Here is a 22,271-nt window from a genome sequence, read left to right as displayed (position 1 = left end):
GGCCAGTGCGAGCGCCATCAAATTTGCGGTGTTGCGCCTGACGCTTTCCCGGCTAAAGCCGGTCCCACAGGGGATTGCGTACGCTGCCTGATTGGCGGGATGCATGCGGTCTGTTTTTGTAGGACCGGCTTCAGCCGGGAAGAGGCCAGTGTGAACGCCATCAAATTTGCGGTGTGACGCCCGACGCTTTCCCGGCTGAAGCCGGTCCTACAGGCCGACCGCGTTCAACTAGTGGGACTGGCTTTAGCCGGGAAGAGGCCAGTGCGAGCGCCATCAATTTCGCGGCGTGACGCCTGACGCTTTCCCGGCTGAAGCCGGTCCTACCCATCGCGGCGTGCCTGGCAACGTTCACCCAATCGCCTGGGTCACCATCGCAAACTGGGCAATGCCATCCCGTGACTCCGGCGGCTCACCCAGCACCATGCGGGGCGCGCGATCGACGCACGGCAGCGCCATCCCCTCCAGCCAGTCCACCAGCCCGCAATCAGCCAAAATGTCGAAGCGCACAAACGCGCCGGGGATCAGGCCCAGCAGGTGCGTGATCATCTGTTTTGCCTGCGCCAGATCCTGCGCGACCACCGGCCCAATGAGATGCCCGCGACCAAACTGGCGGAGCAGGGCGCATCCCTTCAGTTGCCCTTGCACCTCAACGGCCACCACGCACTCCGCCGTCGGCAGCAGATCGTTGAGCACCGCCGTGCGGTCCAGCCCGCTGCCGGCACTGGCCAGTTCAATCACCTGCGGGTATTCGGCCTGCGTCACCTCACGACACAACGCGTCTCCCGTCGCAGCCAGAACCGGCGGCATGTGCGGCACGCCTTGATGCTGCTGAATGCGCGCGTATTCGACGAAGCCCATGCTCACGTACAGCGGCGCCCCTGATTCAGTCGCGTTGAGGATCGGCGTGCGCGGCGCGGCGGCGTCCAGGCACAGGTTCATCAACTGCCGGCCAAGGCCTTTGCTCTGGTGCTGATCACTGACGATCACCAACCCGATCGAGGAATAAGCCCCCTGATGGCAGGCGAACGCCACGCCCACCAACTGACCCTCGTGTTCAGCGACAAAACCCTCGGACGTGCGCTGCACCATTGCCCAGTCTTCCTCGCGATGGGGCCACTTCAACTGCACCGAGAGCGCGTGGGCGGCGGGCATATCCTCCGCTTTGGCCGTGCGGTAAACGTAGGCGTCGCTCATATGAGTTTTCCTGTGCTGAGAAGGCTGGTCGCCAATTGCGGTACGAGTGATGGCTGAGTAAACCGGCGGATGTCGAAGGGGCTGATGGACGTGCTGGTGCTGCCGGTGCTGATCAGTTCGGCCATCACGTCGCCGACCCCGGGGCCGAGCTGAAAGCCATGGCCGCAGAAGCCGAAGGCGTAAAACAGCCCGTCCACCATGCCGCTGGGGCCCATCACCGGCAGCGAGTCCGGCGTGTAGCTTTCGATGCCGCTCCAGGTGCGGATGATGTTGAGTTTCTCGGCGCCGGGCACCAGCCGCTTCATCTGGCGCATCTGGTTGAGCAGGCTTTCAGGCTTGAAAAATGCCCGACGGTTGACCATGTCCGGCGCGCAGCGGGCGCCGCCACCGATGATGATATTGCCGCGGGGAATCTGCCGGAAGTAGATCACCTCTTCCTTGATCTTGGTGAACACGCCGATCACCGTCGGCAAGGCGTAGGGCACAGGCTCCGTCACCGACATCTGCGGGCCGTTCGGCTCCAGGGGCACGGGCTCATCGAACTGTTGAGACAGCTTGGTCGCCCACGCGCCGGCGGTGATCAACAGCTGCTCGGCGACGAACAATTGCCCGTCGGTGGTGGTGACGTGGAACTGTCCGCCGACTTTTTGCACGTCGGCGACTTCGGTGCGTTCTTCGATGCGTGCGCCGAGGCGTCGGGCCGCGCGGGCAAAGGCGGGTGCCGCCAGACGCGGATTGGCGTGACCGTCGTGGGGCGCGTAGGAACCGCCCTTGACCTCTGCGCCAAGAAAAGGAAATCGCGTGTGCAACTCGGCGCCGCGATAGATTTTCAGGTCCAGCTGCTCGGCTTCCGGGGCCGCGGCGTAAGCCTCCAGCTCGGCGATTTCGTCCTCGCGGTAACACACACGCATGTGCCCGCTGGGGATGAATTCCAGGTCATCGTCGATCAGCTCCGGCAAGCGTTTCCACAAACCCCACGACCGGTTCGCCAGTTCGAGCTGGCCCAGATAGCGCCCTTGCCGCCGCACATTGCCGAAGTTCACGCCGCTGGCGTACTGACCGATCTGGTCGCGCTCCAGCAGCGTCACCGAGCGGCCGCGCCGCTGCAGGAAAAACGTCGACGAGGCGCCCATGACGCCGCCGCCAATGACCAGCACATCGCTTTTTTGCGGGTTCATGAAGACTCCTCTTGTACGCCCCGGGCTTCCAGGTCGCGGTGCCGTGGGTCACGGGCGACCGCTTCGATTTCAATCAGGTAACCGTGATGCAAAACCGGGACCGGCACCACGGCGCGGGCGGGCCGATGCTGGCCCAGGTACTGCGCGTAGAGTCGGTCAAAGGCCGGCCAGTGTTCAATGCCCACCACGTAGACCGTGACTTTCAGCAAATCGCTTGGGCCCAGGCCCGCTTCCCGGAGGATCGCGACCAGGTTGTCGAGGGCAATGGAGGCCTGCACCTCGAACGGTTGGTCGGCGCTGTGCTCGCCATTGGCGCGTACCGGCAATTGCCCGGACACGTAGACCACGCCTCCGTAGGCCACGGCCTGGGAATAGTGCCCGCCCGGCGCTGCTGCGTCGGCCGTGTGAATAATGTCGAGATCACCAGCCATGCAGACGACCCCAGGTGTGCACCGCGCCGTCCGCGTCGAGGGCGTGATAGTCCGGAAACTGCGCACCGGTGGCGCAGGCGTGGTTGGGCAGAATGCGCAGCCGGCTGCCGATAGGGAAGCGCGCGGCGAGGTCGGCACTGTCGTCGCCACCCAGGGTAATGATCCCGTGCTCCTGATTGGCGCCGGTAACCAACGCCCCTTCGATCCATTCCCCCGCTTCGCTGCACACCTGGCCGTAACCGAAGTCGTGGCGCTGACGCTGGGTGCCGCGATCACGACTCATGGCCATCCAGCCGGCGTCGGTGATGATCCAGCCCTTGTCCTGCTGATGGCCGATCACCGTGGTCAGCACGCTCAGGGCCAACTCGTCGGCCTGGCAGACGCCGATGTTGTGCATGACCAGATCGAAGAACACATACACGCCGGCACGCACCTCGGTCACGCCGTCCAAGCGCAGAGCTGATAGCGCGGTGGGCGTGGAGCCGATGCTGACGTCCGGGCAGTCGATCCCGGCTTCACGGATGCGTTGAGCGGCGCGGACGCAGAGGGCGCGCTCCTGCTCGGCGAGGGCCTGCAGGGCTTCGGGGTTGTCGAGGTCGTAGCTGGAACCGGCGTGGGTCATCACGCCGCGCAGTTGCACGCCACCCTCGCTGAGGATGCGCGCGACTTCGATGAGTGCCGGGTCTTCAGCGGCGAGGCCCGAGCGATGGCCGTCACAGTCGACCTCGATCCAGACGGGCCAGACGGGGTTGGATTCGTCGTGCTCACGCGCAAAGGCGACGATAGCCTGTGCGCCCTGAACGCTGTCGGTGAGCACGCTCAGGTTGCAACCGGCGCGCCGCAACGCCAGCGCCTGGAACAATTTGCCCGGAGCGATGGCGACCGCATACAGCACATCGCCAATGCCCTGGTTAAAACAGTGTTCGGCTTCCTTCAGGGTGGACACTGTCACGCCGCTGGCACCCGCAGCGATCTGCGCCTGAATCACCGGCAGGCATTTACTGGTCTTGACGTGGGGACGCAAGCGCACGCCGAGACTGTCCATGCGTTGCTGCATGCGCTGGATGTTGCGCTGCATGCGCGGGACGTCTACCAGCGCGGCGGGCGTGTCGAGAGAGGCAATCGGCGTAGACATGACGGAACTCGGGTGGCGAGGGACAGGGTGGACTCTACTCAGCTGTCGTTAAGGTGTGGTTCAATCCAGTCTCATCAATCATTAAGTAAAAGTGAATGATCTCCATCGAAGACCTGCGCCTGGCGGTCGCCCTGAGCCGTGCGGAGTCCTTGAGTGCGGCGGCCAGAGCCCTCAATGTTTCGCCCCCGGCGCTGTCCATGCGCCTGCGTAAACTGGAGACCCTGCTGGGCCTGACCCTGGCCAACCGCGACGCCCGCCGCCTGAGCCTGACCGCCGATGGCGAACGCTTCTCCCGGGAAAGCGCGCTGTTGCTGGAGCAGCTGGAAGCGCTCCCGGAATCCTTCCGGCAAAAGGACGAAAGGCTGGTGGGCACGCTGCGGCTGGCGGCGCCCTTCGGTTTCGGACGACAGCGACTGGCACCGCTGCTGGCGCGCTTCATCCGGCTGCATCCGCAGCTGTGCCTGCACCTCGACCTGCGCGAAACCCCTTGGCCGGATCGGCACGACAGCGACGCCGTGATCCACATCGGCCACCTCAACGACAGCCTGTGGACCGCGCGGCCACTCTCACCGAACGAACGCTGGCTGTGCGCAAGCCCGGCCTACCTGCACGAACACGGCGAGCCGACCACGCCGGACCAGCTCAGCGCCCATCGCTGCATCTGCATCCGTGAAAACGACGAAGACGTCACCCTCTGGCACCTGCGCAAAGGCCCCGCCCGAAAAACCCTGCGCGTCGAACCGGCCCTGCTCACCAACGACGGCAGCGTCGCCCGCCGCTGGGCCGAACAAGGCCTGGGCCTGGTGCTGCGCTCGCAATGGGACGTCAGCGACGCCATCGCCAGCGGCAACCTCGTCCGCGTCCTCGCCGACTGGAACTTCGACAGCGCCCCCGTCAACCTCCTCGTACCCTCCCGCAAACTCCGCAGCCCCAGGGTGCAAGCGTTGGTGGCGTTTCTGGAAGATGCGTTGAAGGTGTGAGCGTCGGTTTGATCGGGGATCAGGCGTCATGCCGCAACATCCTCGGCGCTGGGACTGGCCTCTTCCCGGCTAAAGCCGGTCCCACACAAAACACACTGCGCGCGCAGTAGGACCGGCTTCAGCCGGGAAGGCGTCAGGCGTTACACCGCACAATTGATGGCGTCCAGACTGGCCTCTTCCCGGCTGAAGCCGGTCAACAATGAGTGGGCGTTCTTTCAGCCAGAGCGGTGACGCGGAGCGTCATGGGATGCATTCCCACGCAGAGCGTGGGAACGATCAAGATCAAAGGCTTCCCGGCTAAAGCCGGTCCTACCAAGCGTAAGCGCGCTTTTGATCTTCATACGCAAAAAGCCCAGACGACACCAATCGCGACTTGGGTGCAGTCTGAACGCAGACGACGCGCAGTGGGCCGAGCCGCATGGATGCGGCGAGAGCGCCGTCGGGACATGGATGTCCGTTCGGCGCGGGCCCACGGAGCGTCGTCGGAGTGAGGGTACTCCGACGCAGGAGGAGCCAAACCAGGAGCAAGCACCCTTGGTTACTTGGGGTGCTTTTCCAAGTAACTCGCCGAAGGCGAAACAGTCTGCCCCTAGGCAGACGCCCTTGATCTTGATCTTGATCTTGCTCCAAAGACCGCCGAGGTCACTTCACCGCATAGACCTTGCGAACGTAAACCGTACTCGTCCACGCACAAAACGCCCCCTTCACCACGAACACCGTATCCCCCGGATGAATCGTCACCTCACCCCCCTCACCATCGGCCAGCGTCACGCTCCCCTCCAACAGATGCATCAACTCATGCAACCGATGCGCACGACCATGGCGCTGATAAGGCGTCGAATCCCAAATCCCCACCTTCAGCGCCGTCACCTCATCCTCGAACAGACTCAACGCCCGACACTGCGGCGCAGGCCCGATCAAAATCGGCGGTTCCAGCGTCGCAGACGGCTCCAGCCACAAATGCGCCGGCAACAGCGTCAAACCGGGCCGCGCAGGGGCGTTCTCCACATCCACCGCACAAAACGCCCACTCACTGCCACTGCTCGCATGCACCGCCACCCGACTGCCACGGCCAATCACCGCACTCGCGCCGACGCCCAACTCCAGCGTCTGCTCCGCGCTGCTCAACACCACATGCCCCGCGTGCACCACCAGCGTCTCGCTGTAGGGGAAGTCTTCGATCAACGCATCGCCGGTGAGCCGCACCAGCCCGGCCGACACCCCGTCATCACCGCGCCACGCCACCTGTCGTGCCTCGGCAAAGGGATCAAGCGCGCCCAACGGCGCCGTGTTGAAAGACGTCGCAACGCCGCTGCCATCAGCGCGCGCCAACAGCAAAATACCGGGAGATGACATGGTTAACGCTCCGTAGCAAAGTCAGCCGATCGCCTGGGTGATCAGCGCAAAAGGTTGGACGCCCTGGCTGGCCTCGGGCGCGGTGCCCCGCGCCATCTGCACCACGGTGTCGACGTTCTTCAGGCCCGCGGCTTCGAGCCAGTCGCTCAGGCCGCAGGACACGGGGATGTCGATGCGCACAAAGGTGTCCGGCACCTGCGCAAGCAACACACCGATCAGGTGCTTGGCCTGCTGGATGTTTTCCGCCACCACCGGCCCGATGCAGCGCCCGCGCCCGAATGGCCGCAGCAGGGCGAAACCGCGCAGCTGACCGTCACGCTCGATGCCCATGGCGTGCTCGACTTGCAGGTCACGCAACACATCGCGGCGGTCGAGGCCGCTGGCGCTCCTGGCGAGGTTGAGCAGGGCGGTCTGATCGTCAGCGCCGAGGGCTCGGCAGATTTCGCCGTCGGCCAGCTCATCAAGCGCCGGCACCTGCGCCTGGCCCTGATGCTGCTGCACCCGACCAAACTCAACAAAACCCTGGCTGGCATACAACGGCTTGCCGGCGACGGTGGCATTGAGGATCGGCGTGCGCGGCTCGCACGCGGCGAGGGCCCTCTCCATCAAGCGGCGTCCAATGCCCTGGCCCTGATAATCGTTGCTGACGATCACCAGGCCGATGGTGGCGAAATCACCTTGAGGGCAGACAAAGGCGCTGCCAATCAGGCGTTTGCCATCCATGACCACGAAACCGTCGCTGACCCGGTGCAACATTGCCCAGTCGTCCAGGCGATGGGGCCATTTCAGTTGCACCGACAGGTCATGGGCGGCGGTCAGGTCGGCCACGGTCATGGAGCGGTAGGTATAAGAAGGGTGTGGCAGGGCGGACATGGCGAGGCTCCGTTATGCATTATTCAAGTAGCGCTGAACGCCTGTATCCCACCTGATGTAAGGGCTGACAAGAGGGCTTGGGATATTCGGCAGATTCGTCCCGCGCCGAGGGACGCGACCCTACTTCGTACTTAAATCCGGGGCGAGGGCGGCAGCAAATGCCAAGGGGAGATTTTATCGTTTCAGCCCCGATGATCGTTCCCACGCGGAGCGAGGGAACGATCAGTGCACTCAATATCCCCACGCCATACTTTCTGCCGCTTCAACCCCGCATCCTTGAGCCTCCTCATCACAAAAGCCCCCTAAAAGCGCACAAACACTGGCCCTGCCCAAGGCTGGCGCGCACCGCAAACTCTGCTGAGGCCAGCCACCAAAACGGTGGTTTGTATTGAGCACGGGGCGTTTTAGACGGCATATGCTGATTTCACAGTGATGTAATGAACCTGTGCTGCAACGAAGCCGCCGCGCCGTCAGGGCCGCGAACGCTTGCCACACTCAACTGACTTCAGGACCGCACTCCATGAGCTTTCTTCGTCCCAAATTCATCACGTTCGACTGCTACGGCACGCTCACCAACTTTCACATGGGCACCATGACCCGCGAGCTCTTCGCCGACCGCGTCAAGCCTGAACAGATGGACCAGTTCGTCAAAGACTTTTCGGCCTATCGCCTCGACCAAGTCATGGGCGACTGGCAGCCGTACGACGTCATCCTCAAGACTGCCCTGGCCCGAACCTGCAAACGTTGGGGCGTCGAATACTGCGATGAAGGCCAGCTGTATTACGACGCGGTGCCGACCTGGGGCCCCCATGCCGACGTGCCGGCGGGTCTGTCGAAGATCGCCGACAAGATTCCCCTGGTGATCTTCTCCAACGCCAGCGACAGCCAGATCATGTCCAACGTCGACAAGCTCGGCGCGCCGTTCCACAAGGTCTTCACCGCCGAACAGGCCCAGGCCTACAAGCCGCGTCTGGCCGCGTTCGAGTTCATGCTCGACAACCTCGGCTGCGGCCCGGAAGACATCTTGCATGTGTCTTCGAGCTTCCGTTACGACCTGATGTCGGCCCACGACATGAAGATCAAGCACAAGGCGTTCGTGGCCCGTGGTCATGAAGTGCCGGCGAACGCGTTCTTCGAGTACCAGCAGATCACCGACATCGGCGGGCTTCCGGCGCTGGTGGGCCTGTAAGTCAAACGCTGCGGCATGCCGGTTAAGACATAAGGGGTTAAAGATGGGCAGTGAATCCTATTGGCTCGACACCGCACCGGCCTTCACCGGTGCCCAACTCGGCGGCTTGCCCGGTCAGGTCGACGTGGCGGTGATCGGCGGCGGGTTCACCGGCCTGTCGGCGGCGCGAGCGTTGGCGCTCAAGGGTGCCAGCGTGGTTGTGCTGGACGCCGGTCGCGTGATCGGCGAAGCCTCGGGGCGCAACGGCGGGCAGTGCAACACCGGCGTGGCGCAGGACTACGCCGGTCTGCACGCCAGTCTCGGTACGGCCAAGGCGCGTGCCTATTACCAGGCCTATGAACGCGCGGTGCAAACAGTGGTGTCGCTGGTCGAGCAGGAAAAGATTGCCTGCGACCTGGTGCGCAACGGCAAGCTCAAGCTGGCGGCCAAACCCCTGCATTACGAAGGCCTGGCACGCACCTGCGAGCTCATCCGCCGGGAGGTGGACGCCGATGTCGAGCTGCTGAATGCCGAGCAAACCCGTGCCGAGGTCAACTCGACGCAATTCCATGGTGCGTTGTTGCAGCGCAATGGCGTGCAGATGCACGTCGGCCGCTTTGGTGTCGGCCTGGCGGAAGCGGCTGCCCGGAGCGGCGCAATGGTCTACGAACACACCCCGGTCAAGGACTGGAAGCCCCAGGCCGGCGGTTATCAGGTCAACACCGCCAAGGGCTCGCTGCACGCCGGGCAAGTGTTGCTGGCGACCGGCGCTTGCCAGCACGGTGACCTCGGCTGGTATCGCCGGCGAATCGTGCCGGTGGGCAGTTTTGTCATCGCCACGGAAGTCTTGCCCCAAGCGCTGATCGACGAGTTATTGCCGCAGCATCGGGCGTACGTGACCAGCCGCATGATCGGCAATTACTTCCGCCTGACCCCGGACAACCGCCTGCTGTTTGGCGGCCGTGCACGGTTTGCCATGTCCGACGGCGTGTCCGACGCCAAGAGCGGCAAGGTGCTGCGGGCGGCGATGCTGAACATGTTCCCGGCGTTGGCCAACGTGAAAATCGATTACTGCTGGGGCGGCCTGGTGGACATGACGTCCGACCGTCTGCCCCGCGCCGGCCAGCACGGCGGCGTGTTCCATTCCATGGGCTACAGCGGCCATGGCGTGCAGATGTCCGTGCACATGGGCCAGGTCATGGCCGAGGTCATGGCCGGCAACGCGGCGGCCAATCCGTGGCGTGAACTGGAATGGCCGGCGATCCCCGGGCACTTCGGCAAGCCCTGGTTTTTGCCGTTCGTGGGCGCGTACTACCGCTTGCAGGACTATCTGCACTGAAGCCGCACTAAGTCGCCGCTGTAGCGTCACCGTCGTCTGCGTTTCCAGGACGCTCCGGACATCCGTGAGCACTCGAATATCCCGATCATCGACAGGTAGCCTTGATATGACTGACCACAAAGACACCCCCGAGCTTATCTCCGGCCCAGACAGCCTGCGGGTATTCGAAGGCCTCAATCGCGGCATGTCGCGGCGCAACGCCTTGCAGATGCTCGGCCTGGCCGGCGTCGCCGCAGCGGGGGCGGGCAGCCTGTTTGGCAGCGCCGGCAAACTGTTCGCCGAAGAAGCCACCGCCGGCGGCAAAGGCAAGCCGGGCGGCAAGATTCGTGTGGCCGGCATGTCGAGTTCCACCGCCGACACCCTCGACCCGGCCAAGGGCGCGCTGTCCACCGACTATGCCCGTCACTACATGTTCTACAACGGCCTGACCCGTTTTGATAAGCACTTGGTGCCGCAGCTGGAACTGGCCGAGCGCATCGACAACGTTGACGCCACGCTGTGGACCATTACGCTGCGCAAGGACGTGACCTTCCACAACGGCAAAAGCCTCAGCGCCGCCGACGTGGTGTTCTCCCTCAGCCGCCACAAGGACCCGCTCACCGGTTCCAAAGTCATGCCGCTGATGGAACAGTTCGCCGAAATCAAGGCCTCCGGCCCGAACGAAGTGCAGATTCGCCTCAGCGCCGCGAACGCCGAACTGCCGTCCATTCTCGCCGTGTCGCACCTGCTAATCGTTCCGGAGGGCACCACCGACTTCAACAAAGGCATCGGCACCGGTCCGTTCACCGTCGGCGAGTTCAAGCCGGGTGTGCGTTCGGTGGCGGTGCGCAACAAGAACTACTGGAAGCCGGGCCTGCCGTACCTCGACGAGATCGAATTCATCGCCATCGCCGACGAACCGTCGCGCGTCAACGCGCTGTTGTCGGGCGACGTGCACATGATCAACGAGGTCAACCCGCGCTCCACCACGCGCATTGCCGCCAGCCCGAAACACCGCGTCGTCGACGCACCGTCGGGTAACTACACCGACTTGATCATTCGCCAGGACCAGCTCCCCGGCAAAAGCCCGGAATTCACCCAGGCGATGAAACTGCTGCTGGACCGCGAACAGGTCAAGTCCGCCGTCTTCCGTGGCTTCGCCGTGGTCGGCAACGATCACCCTATTGCGCCGGGTTCGCGCTACTTCAACACCGACTTGCCGCAGACGGTCTACGACCCGGAAAAAGCCAAGTTCCTGCTGAAGAAAGCCGGCATGGAAAGCATCACCATGCCCGTCATGGCGTCGCCTGCCGCGACCGGTTCCGTGGACATCGCCGTGCTGCTGCAGCAATCGGCGAAACAGGCCGGGCTCAAGCTGGACGTCAACCGCCTGCCGAGCGACGGCTACTGGTCCAACCACTGGATGAAGCACCCGTTGAGCTTCGGCAACATCAACCCGCGACCGAACGCCGACGTGATGTTTTCGCAGTTCTTCCAGTCCAAGGCGCCGTGGAACGAGTCCGGCTGGCAGAACGATCAGTTCGACCAGTTACTGATGCTGGCCCGGGGCGAAACCGACGACGCCAAGCGCGCCAAGATGTACGGCGACATGCAGACTCTGGTCCATGACCACTGTGGCATCGGCGTGCCGGTGTTCATCAGCAACATCGACGGCGTGGACCAGCGCATCAAGGGCTACGACTCCAACCCGTTGGGCGGCTTCATGGGTTACATGTTCGCCGAGCAGGTGTGGCTGGACGCTTGAGGAGGCAGTGCAATGAATAGCCATACGCTGTGGTTGATCTGCCGGCGCCTCGGTGCCGGGGTCGTGACCCTGTTGATCGTGTCCATGGTCGTGTTCGCGATCACGGCCGTGCTGCCGGGCGACGCGGCGCAGCAATCCCTCGGCCAGTTCGCCACCCCTGAACAGGTGGCGGCGCTTCGCCTGAAACTGGGGCTGGATCAACCCGGCGTGTTGCGCTATCTGCACTGGTTGATGAACCTGCTGACCGGCGACATGGGCCAGTCGGTGTCCAACGCCATGCCGGTGGGTGAATTGATGGCGGGGCGGGTGCCCAACACGCTGATGCTGGCGGCCGCCACGGCGCTGGTGTCGGTGCCGCTGGCGCTGATCCTCGGCATCGGTTCGGCCATGGGCCGGGGCGGGCGCATCGACAGCTGCCTGAGCTTCATCACCCTGGCCATGGTCGCGGTGCCGGAGTTTCTGGTGGCGACCCTGGCGGTGCTGATTTTCGCGGTCAACCTCGGTTGGCTGTCGGCGCTGTCCTACGCCACCGACATCACTTCACCGCTGCAATTTCTGCGCACCTACGCGTTACCGGTGATGACCCTGTGCTGCGTGATCGTCGCGCAGATGGCGCGCATGACCCGCGCCGCCGTCATTGACCAACTCGACAGCCCGTACGTGGAAATGGCCCGCCTTAAAGGCGTCAGCCCGATCCGCATCGTGCTGCGCCACGCCTTGCCCAACGCGATCGGGCCGATTGCCAACGCCATCGCCCTGAGCCTGTCGTACCTGCTCGGCGGGGTGGTGATCGTCGAAACCATCTTCAACTACCCCGGCATTGCCAGCCTGATGGTGGATGCCGTGACCAACCGCGACATGGCCTTGGTGCAAGCCTGCACCATGCTGTTCTGCGCGGCCTATCTGGCGTTGGTGTTGCTCGCCGACCTCTGCGCCATCCTCTCCAACCCGAGGCTGAGAAACCAATGAACCCGCTCATTGCGAAATCCAGGCCTGCGTCTTCGGCCCTGGCACTGGCCAAGGTCTCCGGCAACCCGTCCTGGCTGGGACTGGTCGGCGCTGCCGTCTGTGTGATCTGGCTGCTGGTGGCGCTGTTCGGCCCGTGGCTGGCGCCGCACCCGGTCGGCGAAGTGATCTCCGACAACATCTTCGAAGGCTTCAGCCTGGCGCATCCGTTCGGCACCGATTACCTGGGCCGCGACATGCTCAGCCGGGTGCTGGTGGGCGCGCGCTTCACCGTCGGGCTGTCGCTGGTGGCGGCGCTGTTGGCCAGCTTCTTCGGCACCGGCTGCGCGCTGCTGTCGGTGGTCTCGCCAAAATGGCTGGACGAAATCATCAGCCGCATCATGGACGCGTTCATCTCGATCCCCAGCAAAATGCTCGCGCTGATCATGGTCTCGGCCTTTGGCTCGTCGGTCACGCTGCTGATCTGCACGGCGGTGATCAGCTACATCCCCGGTTCGTTCCGTGTGGCCCGCAGCATGGCGGTCAATATCGAGGCGCTGGAATACGTGCAAGTGGCGCGCACCCGGGGCGAAGGCAAGCTGTACGTCGCGTGCCGGGAAATCCTGCCGAACATGCTTAACCCGGTGCTGACCGACCTCGGCCTGCGTTTCGGCTACATCGTGCTGTTGCTCAGCGGCATGAGTTTTCTGGGCCTCGGCGTGCAGCCGCCGGACGCCGACCTTGGCTCGCTGGTGCGGGAAAACATCGGCGGCCTCAATCAGGGCGCGATGGCGATCATCATTCCGGCGCTGGCCATCGGCACGCTGACCATCGGCGTCAATTTGCTGATCGACTACCTGTCATCGCGACGCGGTCGACGCGCAGGAGGCCATTGATATGACCCAGTTGATTCGCGTCGAAGACTTGCGCGTGGTGGCCGGTGATCCGGGCAGCGAGGTGGAGATCGTCAAGGGCGTGAGTTTTGCCCTGGAGAAGGGCGAAGTACTGGCCCTGATCGGCGAGTCCGGCTCCGGCAAGACCACGATCGCCCTGGCCTTGCTCGGGTATGCGCGACGGGGCTGCCGCTTGTCCGGCGGCGTGGTGCAGGTCGGCGAACACGACATGCTCGCCCTTGACGAAACACAGCTTCAGGGTTTGCGCGGCAATCGCGTTTCGTACGTTGCCCAGAGCGCGGCGGCCGCCTTTAATCCGGCGAAAAAACTTCTCGACCAAGTGGTCGAAGGGCCGTTGATCCATGGCCTCGGCACACGCGCCGAATTGGAAGCCAAGGCCATCGGCCTGTTCCGCGACCTGGCCCTGCCGAACCCGGAACGCATCGGGCGTCGCTACCCGCACCAGGTCTCTGGCGGGCAACTGCAACGGGTGATGGCCGCCATGGCACTGATCAGCGACCCGCTGCTGGTGGTGCTCGACGAACCGACCACCGCCCTGGACGTCACCACCCAGATCGACGTGCTTCGGGCGTTCAAGCGTGTGGTGCGTGAGCGCGGCGCCACGGCGGTCTACGTGTCCCACGACCTCGCCGTGGTCGCGCAAATGGCCGACCAGATTGTCGTGCTCAACGGCGGGCAAATTCTCGAAAGAAGCGCCACCGCGCCGCTGCTCAAGGCACCGGCCCACGAATACACCCGCAGCCTGCTCGCCGCCGCGCGTCCTGACACGCGGATTCGCCCGCCCTGTGGCGTTGCTGAAGAGGCGCCGCTGCTGACCATCAGCGGCCTGACCGCCGGCTACGGCAACAAAAACCTGCACGGCATGCCGGCGATCCGCGTGCTGGAAGACATCGACCTCACCGTGCGGCGGGGCCAGGCGATTGGCGTGATCGGTGAGTCCGGCTCGGGAAAATCCACCCTGGCGCGGGTGGTGGCGGGGCTGCTGACCCCGGCCCTCGGCGGCCTGACCTTCAACGGCCAGCCCTTGGGCGGGAGCCTGTCCGAGCGCACGCCGGAGCAGTTTCGCCGGATTCAGATGGTCTTCCAGAACGCCGACACCGCGCTCAATCCGATGCACAGCGTGGCGACCATCCTCAGCCGTCCGCTGAAGATGTACTTCGGCCTCAAGGGCGCAGCGTTGCAGGCGCGCATCGGTGAGCTGCTCGACCTGGTGCGCCTGCCGCGAGACATGGCTGATCGCCGACCCAATGAACTGTCGGGCGGCCAGAAACAGCGGGTCAATCTGGCCCGTGCACTGGCAGCCAAGCCGGACCTGATTCTCTGCGATGAAGTGACCTCGGCCCTCGACACCGTGGTCGGCGCGGCGATCCTCGAACTGCTGCGCGACCTGCGCCAGCAACTGGGCGTGTCCTACCTGTTCATCAGCCACGACATCTCCACCGTGCGCGCGCTGTGCGACGACATCGTGGTGATGTACAGCGGCCACAAAGTCCACGCCGGCCGCCGCGAATCCTTTGCTGAAGCGCCGTACCATCCCTACACCGACCTGTTGATCCACTCGGTGCCGGAACTGCGTCAGGGCTGGCTGGAAACCTGCGGCGCCACCCATGGCGAGCTGCCGCCGATAGGCGAGCGGGCCAACCTGCCGGAGCTGTGCACCTTTCTCAATCGCTGCCCGATGCGCGTCGACGGCCTGTGCAACCGCACCGCGCCGAACCGCCGCACCCTGGACAACGGCAGCGAAATTCTCTGCCACCGCGACGGCGCCGACCTGCTGGCGACCCAGCGCGGCGTTACCCCCACAAGCTTTGGAGCGTATGCATGAAAGGGCGTTTTGTGAGGCTGGCCGAACAAGGCCGGCCGACGGTCAACCTGACCGTGGATGGCGCGCCGGTCGAAGCGTTGCAGGGCGACACGCTGATGGTGGCGTTGCTGACCCAGGGCACCGCGCTGCGCCAGTCGGAATTCGACAGCGGCCGCCGCGCCGGTTTCTGTCTGATGGGCGCGTGCCAGGACTGCTGGGTCTGGACCCGCAGCGGTGAACGCCTGCGCGCCTGCTCCAACGAAGTCCGCGACGGCCTGGACATCGTCACCACACAACCGGAGGCGACATGGCCACTGCACAGCTGAGCACCCATCGCGTCGTCATCGTCGGTGCGGGCCCGGCCGGCGTGCGCTGCGCCGAAACCTTGCTGGCGGCCGGCATCAAACCGATTCTGGTGGACGAAAACCGCCGCGACGGCGGGCAGATCTACCGCCGCCAGCCGGACGGTTTCACCCGCGATTACAGCACCTTGTATGGCAGCGAAGCCGACAAGGCCAAAGACCTTCACCAGACCTTCGATCGTCTGCGCGGCGCCATCGATTACCGGCCCGACACCCTGGTCTGGAACCTCACGCCGGGGCAATTGTGCTGCGCCAATCAGGGCCGCCACAGCACGCTGGACTACGACGCGCTGATCCTCTGCACCGGCGCCACCGACCGCCTGATGCCCATCGAAGGCTGGCAACTGGCAGGCACCTACAGCCTGGGAGGGGCGCAGATCGCGTTAAAGAATCAGGCCGTGTCCATCGGCCATCGCGTGGTGTTCATGGGCAGCGGGCCCTTGCTGTACCTGGTCGCCAGCCAGTACGTCAAAGCCGGCGCGACTGTGGCGGCGGTTCTTGATACCTCGCCCTTCAGCCTGCGCCTCAAAGCCCTGCCCAAACTGTTGGCGCGACCGGGTTTGCTGTGGACTGGCATGAAATTTCTGGCGCAGCTGTACCGGGCGAAAGTGCCCGTGCATTTCGGCGTCAAGCCGTTAGAGGTACTGGGCGATGGCGCCAATGGCGTGGCAGGCGTGCGCTTCACCACCGGCAGTGGCAAGGCCGTGACCGTGCAGGCCGACGCCGTCGCGCTGGGTTATCACTTGCGCCCGGAAACCCAGCTCGGTGATCTGGCCGGTTGCGCCATGGCCTTCGATGACGCCTCCAGCCAATGGTGGCTGGCGACGGACGAGGCCGGCCGTACCTCGGTGAACGGCGTGTATGCCGCCGGTGATGGTGCGAAGATTCGTGGCGCCGATGCCGCCGAGCACGCCGGGCGCCGAGTGGCCCTGGCAGTGCTCGAAGACCTCAAGCAGCCATTCAATGCCGGGCTGCGCGATGAGCAACAGCAGGCGCTGGCGGTGATGGACCAGTTTCGTCTGGGCCTGGCCGAAGCGTTTCCCTGGCCCGGCGAACAAGCGAAGGCCTTGCCCGACAGCGCCATCGTCTGCCGCTGCGAGATGATCACGGCGGGAGAGTTGCGCCGCACGGTCAACGAGAAGGGCGCCTGTGAAGTCAACCGCGCCAAGGCCTTCAGCCGGGTCGGCATGGGCCGCTGCCAGGGGCGTTATTGCTCGCAAGCGGGTGCCGAAGTGATCGCCGCAGAAGCCGGCGTGCAGGTGCAGGAAGTCGGTCGCCAGCGCGGGCAGGCGCCGGTCAAACCGTTGTCGATGCTCATCGAGGAGGTGTCGCCATGAGCGTGCAAAAAGCAGATGTGGTGATTGTCGGTGGCGGCTTGATGGGCTCAGCCACGGCGTTTTTTCTGCGTCGGCGCGGGCAGTCGGTGATCCTGCTGGAACGCGACCAGATCGGCCAGTACGCCAGCGGCGTCAACTTTGGCAACGTGCGCCGGCAAGGGCGTTTTCTCGGCCAACTGGCCCTGGCCAACCGCTCGTGGGCGCTGTGGAAACGGCTGCCGGAACTGATCGACGACGACCTCGAATTCATCCCCAGCGGGCACATGCGCGTGTGTTACCGCGAAGACGAAATCGCCGAGCTGGAGGCCTACGCCGCTGCGCCGGAAGCCGAACAACTGGGCCTGAAAATCTACCGTGGCGCCGAGCTGCACGAGCGCTTTGGTTTTCTCGGCGCTGATGTCAAAGGCGGCTCTTACGCCCCCCACGACGGCCACGCCAACCCACGCCTCGCTGCGCCAGCCTTTGCCCGCGCGGCCCGACGTCTGGGCGCGCAGATCGAAGAGCGTACGGAAGTGGCCGAGGTCGAGAAGGTCGGCGGAGACTTTCACGTCACCACCACCGACGGCCGTCAGTTCCACGCCGCGCAGCTGCTGATTACCGCCGGCGCCTGGGGCCAGAAGCTCTCGGCGCAGTTTGGCGAGCCGGTGCCGCTGGACACCCACGGCCCGCAGATGGCGGTTACGGAGCCGGTGCCCTACGCCTTGCCGACGGTGATCGGCGTGTACACCAAGATCGCCGAAGAGGTGATCTACTTCCGCCAGATTCCCCGTGGCAACATCGTCATCGGCGGCGGCTTTCGCAGCAAGCCCGACATGCTCAACCGTCGTGCCGCTGTCGAGCCGCGCAGCATCCTCAATCAGGCCGAACAGATGCGCCGGCTGCTGCCGGGCGTTGGAAACCTGAACATCATCCGCGTGTGGAGCGGCATCGAAGGCTACCTGCCGGATTCGCTGCCGATCATGGGCCCCAGCGGCACCGTCGACGGCTTGTTCTACGCCTTCGGCTTCTGCGGCCACGGCTTTCAGCTCGGCCCCGGCGTCGGTGACGTGATGGCCGAACTGCTCGACACCGGTCGCACCACGACCCCGATCGAGGCATTCTCCATCAGACGTTTTGCCTTTCCTGCTGCGCAACGGAGCCACGCCTCATGAAACCCCGCGTTCTCGATATTCTGAAACGGCTGATGGCCTTCGAAACGGTGTCGTCGGAGTCCAACATGGCCCTGATCGACTACGTTCGCGACCTGCTGCTGAGCAAGGGCATCGAGTCGCTGATCGTCAAGGACGAGAGTGGCAAGAAGGCCAACCTGTTTGCCAGCACCGGGCCGAAAGACCAGCCCGGCGTGTTGCTGTCCGGGCACACCGACGTGGTGCCGGCGGCGGGGCAGGCGTGGACCTTTCCGGCCTTCGCCGCCACTGTGCAGGACGGGCGCATCTATGGCCGTGGCAGCTGCGACATGAAGGGCTTCATCGCGCTGGCCATCGACGCCATGCTCGACGCGGCAGAGCACTCACTCACACGCCCACTCAACCGCCCGCTGCAACTGGCCCTGTCCCATGACGAGGAGATCGGATGCGTCGGCGTGCGGCGTTTGCTCGACGTGCTGCACCTGGCGCCGGTGCGGCCGTTTCTCTGCGTGATCGGCGAGCCGACCAACATGCAATTCGTACTGGGCCACAAGGGCAAGGGCTCCTACCGGACCTATTGCCGGGGCCAGGAGGCGCATTCGTCCCTGGCGCCGCGCTCGGTCAACGCCATTCACGTGGCCTGCGACTTCATTGCCTCCCTGCGTGAAAGCCAGCAACACCTGCAACAACACGGCGCCCAGGACACCGACTACGACGTGCCCTACAGCACCGTGCATGTCGGGCAGATCAGCGGCGGCAAGGCGCTGAACATCGTGCCAAACCTGTGCACCCTGGATTTCGAGGTGCGCAACCTGCCCGCCGACAACCTCGAGCAGTTCATCGAGCAGATGCGCGAGCGCGCCGAAGTGATCGTGCGTGAGGCGCAGAAGCTTTCCAGCGTCGCGGCCATCGAGATCGAAACCATCAACGTCTACCCCGGCCTAGACACCCACCCGACCGTCGAAGCGGTGAGCTTCCTCAAGCAATTCGCTGCGGCGGACACCGGCATGACCAAGGTCTCCTTCGGCACCGAAGGCGGTCTGTTCAAGCAGCGCCTCGACGTGCCGGTGGTGGTGTGCGGCCCGGGTTCCATCGAGCAGGCGCACAAGCCGGACGAGTTCATCGAAGTCAGCCAGATGGACGCCGGCGAGCGGTTTTTGCAAGGCTTGCTGGGCTCGTTGAAGGCGTAGCAGAGCCTGCCGTCCTGACGTGAATTTCAGCACGGCACGCTGGTTTGAAGGCGCTTTCGGCATCCTCGTCCGGGCCGGATCCCTAGACTGGAATCTGTCTCGGATCAGGACTCGACCATGCTCAAGAATCGCTTGCAAGACCCCGGCCTGCTGGCTGAACGCGCCTACGTGAACGGTGAGTGGATCGCCGCCGACAGCGGCGCCACCCTCGACGTCCGCGACCCCGCCACCGGCGATCTTCTGGGCCAGGTGCCGGCCATGGACGCGGTCGACACGCGCCGCGCCATCGACGCCGCCGAACGTGCCTGGCCCGCATGGCGCGCGCGCCCGGCGGCAGAACGTGCGGCGCTGCTGGAACGCTGGTTTCAGGCGATGATCGACAACCTCGATGACCTCGCGCTGATCATGACCTGCGAGCAGGGCAAGCCGCTGAACGAGGCCAAGGGCGAAATCCGCTATGGCGCCGGCTTCGTCAAATGGTTCGCCGAGGAAGCGCGCCGGGTCTACGGCGAAACCATGCCGGCCCCCACTGGCGACCGCCGCCTGCTGACCCTCAAGCAACCCGTGGGCGTCTGCGCCGCGATTACCCCATGGAATTTCCCCAACGCGATGATCACCCGCAAATGCGCGCCGGCCCTGGCCGCCGGCTGCCCGATCATCGTCAAACCGTCGGACCTCACGCCGCTGTCGGCCCTCGCCCTGGCGGTGCTGGCCGAGCGCGTCGGTATTCCGGCCGGCGTGTTCAATGTCATCACCGGATTGCCCGCCGGCATCGGCGAAGAACTTACCGGTAACCCGGCGGTGCGCAAGATTTCCTTCACCGGCTCCACCGCCGTCGGGCGCCTGCTGATGCGCCAGAGCGCCGAGCACATCAAGCGCCTGAGCCTGGAACTGGGCGGCAACGCGCCATTTGTGGTATTCGACGACGCCGACCTGGAACAGGCCGTGGCCGGTGTGATGATCAGCAAGTTTCGCAACGCCGGGCAAACCTGTGTGTGCGCCAACCGCATCCTGGTGCAGGCGGGCATCTACGACCGTTTCGCCGCGCGGTTGGTGGAAGAGGTGGGCAAACTTAAGGTCGGCAACGGCCTGGAAGAGGGGGTGACCATCGGCCCGCTGATCAACCCGGCGGCGGTCGCCAAGGTGGCCCGGCACATCGACGATGCCTTGAGTCAGGGCGCCAGACTGCTCTGCGGCGGGATTCCCACGGGCGACAGCCAGTTCGTGCAACCCACGGTTCTGGCTGACGCCCACGCCGACATGCTGCTGGCCAATGAGGAAACCTTCGGCCCGGTGGCGCCGTTGATGCGCTTTACTGATGAAGCCGAAGCGCTGGCCCTGGCCAATGCCACCCCGTTCGGTTTGGGCGCCTACTATTTCACCCAGGACCTGAAACGCTCGTGGCGCTTCGGCGAGGCGCTGGAATTCGGCATGGTCGGGCTCAACACCGGGATCATCTCGATGGAAGTCGCGCCCTTCGGCGGCATCAAACAATCGGGCCTCGGCCGCGAGGGCAGCAAGTACGGCCTGGACGAGTACCTTGAAGTCAAAGCCTTCCACATCGGCGGCTTGAACTGATTCATCCCGAGGGGCGCACCATGAGCAAGGCATTCAGAATCGCCGCGATGGCGGGCGACGGCATCGGCAAGGAAGTCCTGCCGGAAGGGCTGCGGGTCCTGGAACAGGCGGCCAGGAAATGGGAACTGAACCTGAGCATCGACGTGCTCGACTGGGCCCACTGCGACTACTTCCTCGCCCACGGGAAGATGATGCCCGACGACTGGTTCGAGCAGCTCAAGGGCTATGACGCGATCTACTTCGGCGCCGTCGGCTGGCCCGACAAGGTGCCGGACCACATTTCCCTGTGGGGTTCGCTGCTCAAGTTTCGCCGTGACTTCGACCAATACGTGAACATCCGCCCGGTGCGCCTGTTCCCCGGTGTGCCCTGTCCGCTGGCCGGCCGCAAACCGGGGGACATCGACTTCGTGGTGATCCGGGAAAACACCGAGGGCGAATATTCCTCGGTGGGCGGCAAGATGTTCGAAGGCACCGAACACGAGTTCGTGCTGCAGGAATCGGTATTCACCCGCCGTGGCGTCGACCGCATCCTCAAATTCGCCTTCGAACTCGCCCAGACCCGCCCGCGTAAAAAGCTGACGGCCGCGACCAAATCCAACGGCATCTCCATCAGCATGCCGTACTGGGACGAACGCACGGCACTGATGGCAGCGAACTACCCCGAAGTGAGTTGGGACAAGCAGCACATCGACATCCTGTGTGCGAGGTTCGTGCTGCAGCCGGACCGATTTGACGTGGTCGTGGCGTCGAACCTGTTCGGCGACATCCTGTCCGACCTCGGCCCGGCGTGCGCCGGCACCATCGGCATCGCCCCCTCGGCCAACCTTGACCCGGAACGGCGCTTCCCCTCGTTGTTCGAACCGGTGCATGGCTCCGCGCCGGACATCTACGGGCAAAACATCGCCAACCCCATCGCGATGATCTGGTCCGGCGCGCTGATGCTCGACTTCCTCGGCAACGGCGACGACCGCTACCGCGCGGCCCATGACGGTATCTTGCAGGCGATTGAAGACGTGATTGCGCAAGGCCCGATCACCCCGGACCTGGGCGGCAAGGGGTCGACGCAAGACGTAGGGGCGGCGATTGCCGGGAGATTGGTTTAGGGCCGGGGTTTCTGCAGGACTGGCTGTTGACGTTTGTGGGACCAACTTTAGCCGGGAAGGCGTCGGATGCCACACCGAGAAATTAATATCGATTGCGCGGGCCTCTTCCCGGCTAAAGCCGGTCCCACAGGGACGCAGAGCGTCTGGGGCTGCATTACCACGCGGAGCGTGGGAACGATCTGCATGTGTCTGGCTCACCGATTACAGGTTTTGATCTCAGTAGGACCGGCTTTAGCCGGGAAGCCCTTGATCTGCTTTTGATCTGCTTTTGATCTTCATACGCAAATAGCCCAGACGACACCAATCGCGACTTTGGTGCAGGCCGAACGTAGACGACGCGCAGTGGGCCGAGCCGCATGGATGCGGCGAGAGCGCCGTCAGGACATGGATGTCCGTTCGGCGCGGGCCCACGGAGGGTCGTCGGAGTGAGGGAACCCGACGAAGTCGGGCCAAACCAGGAGCAGGCACCCTTGGTTACTTGGGGTGCTTTTCCAAGTAACTCGCCGAAGGCGA

19 protein-coding genes are annotated in these 22,271 nt (G+C 64.5%); 13 read left to right on the top strand and 6 right to left on the bottom strand.

Annotated features, from left to right (window positions below; genetic code table 11):
- Nucleotides 1–348: 348 nt before the first annotated feature.
- The 4 genes from QWI18_RS08120 to QWI18_RS08105 are packed head-to-tail and all read right to left on the bottom strand — an operon-like array spanning nucleotide 349 to nucleotide 3,938.
- On the bottom strand, nucleotides 349–1,194 hold the full coding sequence (locus QWI18_RS08120) for a GNAT family N-acetyltransferase (RefSeq protein WP_369318593.1): 846 nt from the start codon (nucleotides 1,192–1,194) through the stop codon (nucleotides 349–351).
- On the bottom strand, nucleotides 1,191–2,372 hold the full coding sequence (locus QWI18_RS08115; RefSeq protein ID WP_065986151.1) for an FAD-binding oxidoreductase: 1,182 nt from the start codon (nucleotides 2,370–2,372) through the stop codon (nucleotides 1,191–1,193). Before QWI18_RS08115 ends, QWI18_RS08120 begins: the two co-directional genes overlap by 4 nt.
- Entirely contained in the window at nucleotides 2,369–2,803 is a 435-nt protein-coding gene (locus tag QWI18_RS08110) for a RidA family protein (RefSeq protein ID WP_369318592.1), read from the bottom strand. Before QWI18_RS08110 ends, QWI18_RS08115 begins: the two co-directional genes overlap by 4 nt.
- Entirely contained in the window at nucleotides 2,793–3,938 is a 1,146-nt protein-coding gene (locus tag QWI18_RS08105) for a DSD1 family PLP-dependent enzyme (protein WP_192135796.1), read from the bottom strand. The genes QWI18_RS08110 and QWI18_RS08105 overlap by 11 nt, the downstream gene beginning before the upstream one ends.
- 95 nt (nucleotides 3,939–4,033) lie before the next feature.
- On the opposite strand from QWI18_RS08105, the gene QWI18_RS08100 reads away from it, so the two are divergent.
- Nucleotides 4,034–4,918 (top strand): LysR family transcriptional regulator, encoded by an 885-nt coding sequence (locus QWI18_RS08100; protein ID WP_369318591.1) that lies wholly within the window; start codon nucleotides 4,034–4,036, stop codon nucleotides 4,916–4,918.
- A 642-nt stretch (nucleotides 4,919–5,560) separates the two neighbouring features.
- Here the strand turns inward: QWI18_RS08100 and QWI18_RS08095 are convergent.
- A complete protein-coding gene (locus QWI18_RS08095) occupies nucleotides 5,561–6,274 on the bottom strand; it encodes a cupin domain-containing protein (RefSeq protein WP_369318590.1) in 714 nt (237 codons plus the stop codon).
- A gap of 21 nt (nucleotides 6,275–6,295) precedes the next feature.
- Nucleotides 6,296–7,147 (bottom strand): GNAT family N-acetyltransferase, encoded by an 852-nt coding sequence (locus QWI18_RS08090; RefSeq protein ID WP_369318589.1) that lies wholly within the window; start codon nucleotides 7,145–7,147, stop codon nucleotides 6,296–6,298.
- A 520-nt stretch (nucleotides 7,148–7,667) separates the two neighbouring features.
- On the opposite strand from QWI18_RS08090, the gene QWI18_RS08085 reads away from it, so the two are divergent.
- The 12 genes from QWI18_RS08085 (at nucleotide 7,668) to QWI18_RS08030 (ending at nucleotide 21,758) form a co-directional block, all read left to right on the top strand.
- On the top strand, nucleotides 7,668–8,336 hold the full coding sequence (locus QWI18_RS08085) for a haloacid dehalogenase type II (RefSeq protein ID WP_369318588.1): 669 nt from the start codon (nucleotides 7,668–7,670) through the stop codon (nucleotides 8,334–8,336).
- A 43-nt stretch (nucleotides 8,337–8,379) separates the two neighbouring features.
- Entirely contained in the window at nucleotides 8,380–9,654 is a 1,275-nt protein-coding gene (locus tag QWI18_RS08080; RefSeq protein ID WP_192135804.1) for an FAD-binding oxidoreductase, read from the top strand.
- Between the two features lie 106 nt (nucleotides 9,655–9,760).
- Nucleotides 9,761–11,398, top strand: a complete 1,638-nt coding sequence (locus QWI18_RS08075) for an ABC transporter substrate-binding protein (RefSeq protein ID WP_296309972.1) — start codon at nucleotides 9,761–9,763, stop codon at nucleotides 11,396–11,398.
- Between the two features lie 12 nt (nucleotides 11,399–11,410).
- Nucleotides 11,411–12,367 (top strand): ABC transporter permease, encoded by a 957-nt coding sequence (locus QWI18_RS08070; RefSeq protein WP_065987220.1) that lies wholly within the window; start codon nucleotides 11,411–11,413, stop codon nucleotides 12,365–12,367.
- Nucleotides 12,364–13,239 (top strand): ABC transporter permease, encoded by an 876-nt coding sequence (locus QWI18_RS08065; protein ID WP_065987221.1) that lies wholly within the window; start codon nucleotides 12,364–12,366, stop codon nucleotides 13,237–13,239. Before QWI18_RS08070 ends, QWI18_RS08065 begins: the two co-directional genes overlap by 4 nt.
- Before the next feature lies 1 nt (nucleotide 13,240).
- Entirely contained in the window at nucleotides 13,241–15,082 is a 1,842-nt protein-coding gene (locus tag QWI18_RS08060) for an ABC transporter ATP-binding protein (protein ID WP_369318587.1), read from the top strand.
- Nucleotides 15,079–15,387 (top strand): (2Fe-2S)-binding protein, encoded by a 309-nt coding sequence (locus QWI18_RS08055; RefSeq protein WP_369318586.1) that lies wholly within the window; start codon nucleotides 15,079–15,081, stop codon nucleotides 15,385–15,387. Before QWI18_RS08060 ends, QWI18_RS08055 begins: the two co-directional genes overlap by 4 nt.
- The gene (locus QWI18_RS08050) at nucleotides 15,369–16,760 is read left to right on the top strand and encodes an NAD(P)/FAD-dependent oxidoreductase (protein WP_296309982.1); all 1,392 of its coding nucleotides are present in this window, start codon (nucleotides 15,369–15,371) and stop codon (nucleotides 16,758–16,760) included. The genes QWI18_RS08055 and QWI18_RS08050 overlap by 19 nt, the downstream gene beginning before the upstream one ends.
- Entirely contained in the window at nucleotides 16,757–17,911 is a 1,155-nt protein-coding gene (locus QWI18_RS08045) for an FAD-binding oxidoreductase (protein WP_192135814.1), read from the top strand. The genes QWI18_RS08050 and QWI18_RS08045 overlap by 4 nt, the downstream gene beginning before the upstream one ends.
- Nucleotides 17,908–19,077 (top strand): acetylornithine deacetylase, encoded by a 1,170-nt coding sequence (gene argE, locus QWI18_RS08040; RefSeq protein WP_296309985.1) that lies wholly within the window; start codon nucleotides 17,908–17,910, stop codon nucleotides 19,075–19,077. The genes QWI18_RS08045 and argE overlap by 4 nt, the downstream gene beginning before the upstream one ends.
- A gap of 117 nt (nucleotides 19,078–19,194) precedes the next feature.
- Nucleotides 19,195–20,655 carry an NAD-dependent succinate-semialdehyde dehydrogenase gene (locus tag QWI18_RS08035; protein ID WP_296309987.1) on the top strand — a complete coding sequence of 487 codons (1,461 nt, stop codon included), beginning with the start codon at nucleotides 19,195–19,197 and terminating at the stop codon, nucleotides 20,653–20,655.
- A 20-nt stretch (nucleotides 20,656–20,675) separates the two neighbouring features.
- A complete protein-coding gene (locus QWI18_RS08030; protein WP_369318585.1) occupies nucleotides 20,676–21,758 on the top strand; it encodes a tartrate dehydrogenase in 1,083 nt (360 codons plus the stop codon).
- Nucleotides 21,759–22,271 lie beyond the last annotated feature (513 nt).

The organism is Pseudomonas sp. W2Oct36 (assembly GCF_041060465.1).
Lineage (GTDB): Bacteria > Pseudomonadota > Gammaproteobacteria > Pseudomonadales > Pseudomonadaceae > Aquipseudomonas > Aquipseudomonas graminis_B.
This window is presented reverse-complemented; position numbering and strand designations above follow the sequence as displayed.

Excerpts from the sequence above, each read along its gene's own strand:
- QWI18_RS08065 (WP_065987221.1), top strand. The coding sequence starts at position 12,364 with ATGAACCCGCTCATTGCGAAATCCAGGCCTGCGTCTTCGGCCCTGGCA.
- QWI18_RS08110 (WP_369318592.1), bottom strand. The coding sequence starts at position 2,803 with ATGGCTGGTGATCTCGACATTATTCACACGGCCGACGCAGCAGCGCCG.
- QWI18_RS08045 (WP_192135814.1), top strand. The coding sequence starts at position 16,757 with ATGAGCGTGCAAAAAGCAGATGTGGTGATTGTCGGTGGCGGCTTGATG.
- QWI18_RS08060 (WP_369318587.1), top strand. The coding sequence starts at position 13,241 with ATGACCCAGTTGATTCGCGTCGAAGACTTGCGCGTGGTGGCCGGTGAT.
- QWI18_RS08120 (WP_369318593.1), bottom strand. The coding sequence starts at position 1,194 with ATGAGCGACGCCTACGTTTACCGCACGGCCAAAGCGGAGGATATGCCC.
- QWI18_RS08055 (WP_369318586.1), top strand. The coding sequence starts at position 15,079 with ATGAAAGGGCGTTTTGTGAGGCTGGCCGAACAAGGCCGGCCGACGGTC.
- QWI18_RS08090 (WP_369318589.1), bottom strand. The coding sequence starts at position 7,147 with ATGTCCGCCCTGCCACACCCTTCTTATACCTACCGCTCCATGACCGTG.
- QWI18_RS08115 (WP_065986151.1), bottom strand. The coding sequence starts at position 2,372 with ATGAACCCGCAAAAAAGCGATGTGCTGGTCATTGGCGGCGGCGTCATG.
- QWI18_RS08075 (WP_296309972.1), top strand. The coding sequence starts at position 9,761 with ATGACTGACCACAAAGACACCCCCGAGCTTATCTCCGGCCCAGACAGC.
- QWI18_RS08030 (WP_369318585.1), top strand. The coding sequence starts at position 20,676 with ATGAGCAAGGCATTCAGAATCGCCGCGATGGCGGGCGACGGCATCGGC.
- QWI18_RS08105 (WP_192135796.1), bottom strand. The coding sequence starts at position 3,938 with ATGTCTACGCCGATTGCCTCTCTCGACACGCCCGCCGCGCTGGTAGAC.
- QWI18_RS08100 (WP_369318591.1), top strand. The coding sequence starts at position 4,034 with ATGATCTCCATCGAAGACCTGCGCCTGGCGGTCGCCCTGAGCCGTGCG.
- QWI18_RS08085 (WP_369318588.1), top strand. The coding sequence starts at position 7,668 with ATGAGCTTTCTTCGTCCCAAATTCATCACGTTCGACTGCTACGGCACG.
- QWI18_RS08070 (WP_065987220.1), top strand. The coding sequence starts at position 11,411 with ATGAATAGCCATACGCTGTGGTTGATCTGCCGGCGCCTCGGTGCCGGG.
- argE (WP_296309985.1), top strand. The coding sequence starts at position 17,908 with ATGAAACCCCGCGTTCTCGATATTCTGAAACGGCTGATGGCCTTCGAA.
- QWI18_RS08080 (WP_192135804.1), top strand. The coding sequence starts at position 8,380 with ATGGGCAGTGAATCCTATTGGCTCGACACCGCACCGGCCTTCACCGGT.
- QWI18_RS08035 (WP_296309987.1), top strand. The coding sequence starts at position 19,195 with ATGCTCAAGAATCGCTTGCAAGACCCCGGCCTGCTGGCTGAACGCGCC.
- QWI18_RS08095 (WP_369318590.1), bottom strand. The coding sequence starts at position 6,274 with ATGTCATCTCCCGGTATTTTGCTGTTGGCGCGCGCTGATGGCAGCGGC.
- QWI18_RS08050 (WP_296309982.1), top strand. The coding sequence starts at position 15,369 with ATGGCCACTGCACAGCTGAGCACCCATCGCGTCGTCATCGTCGGTGCG.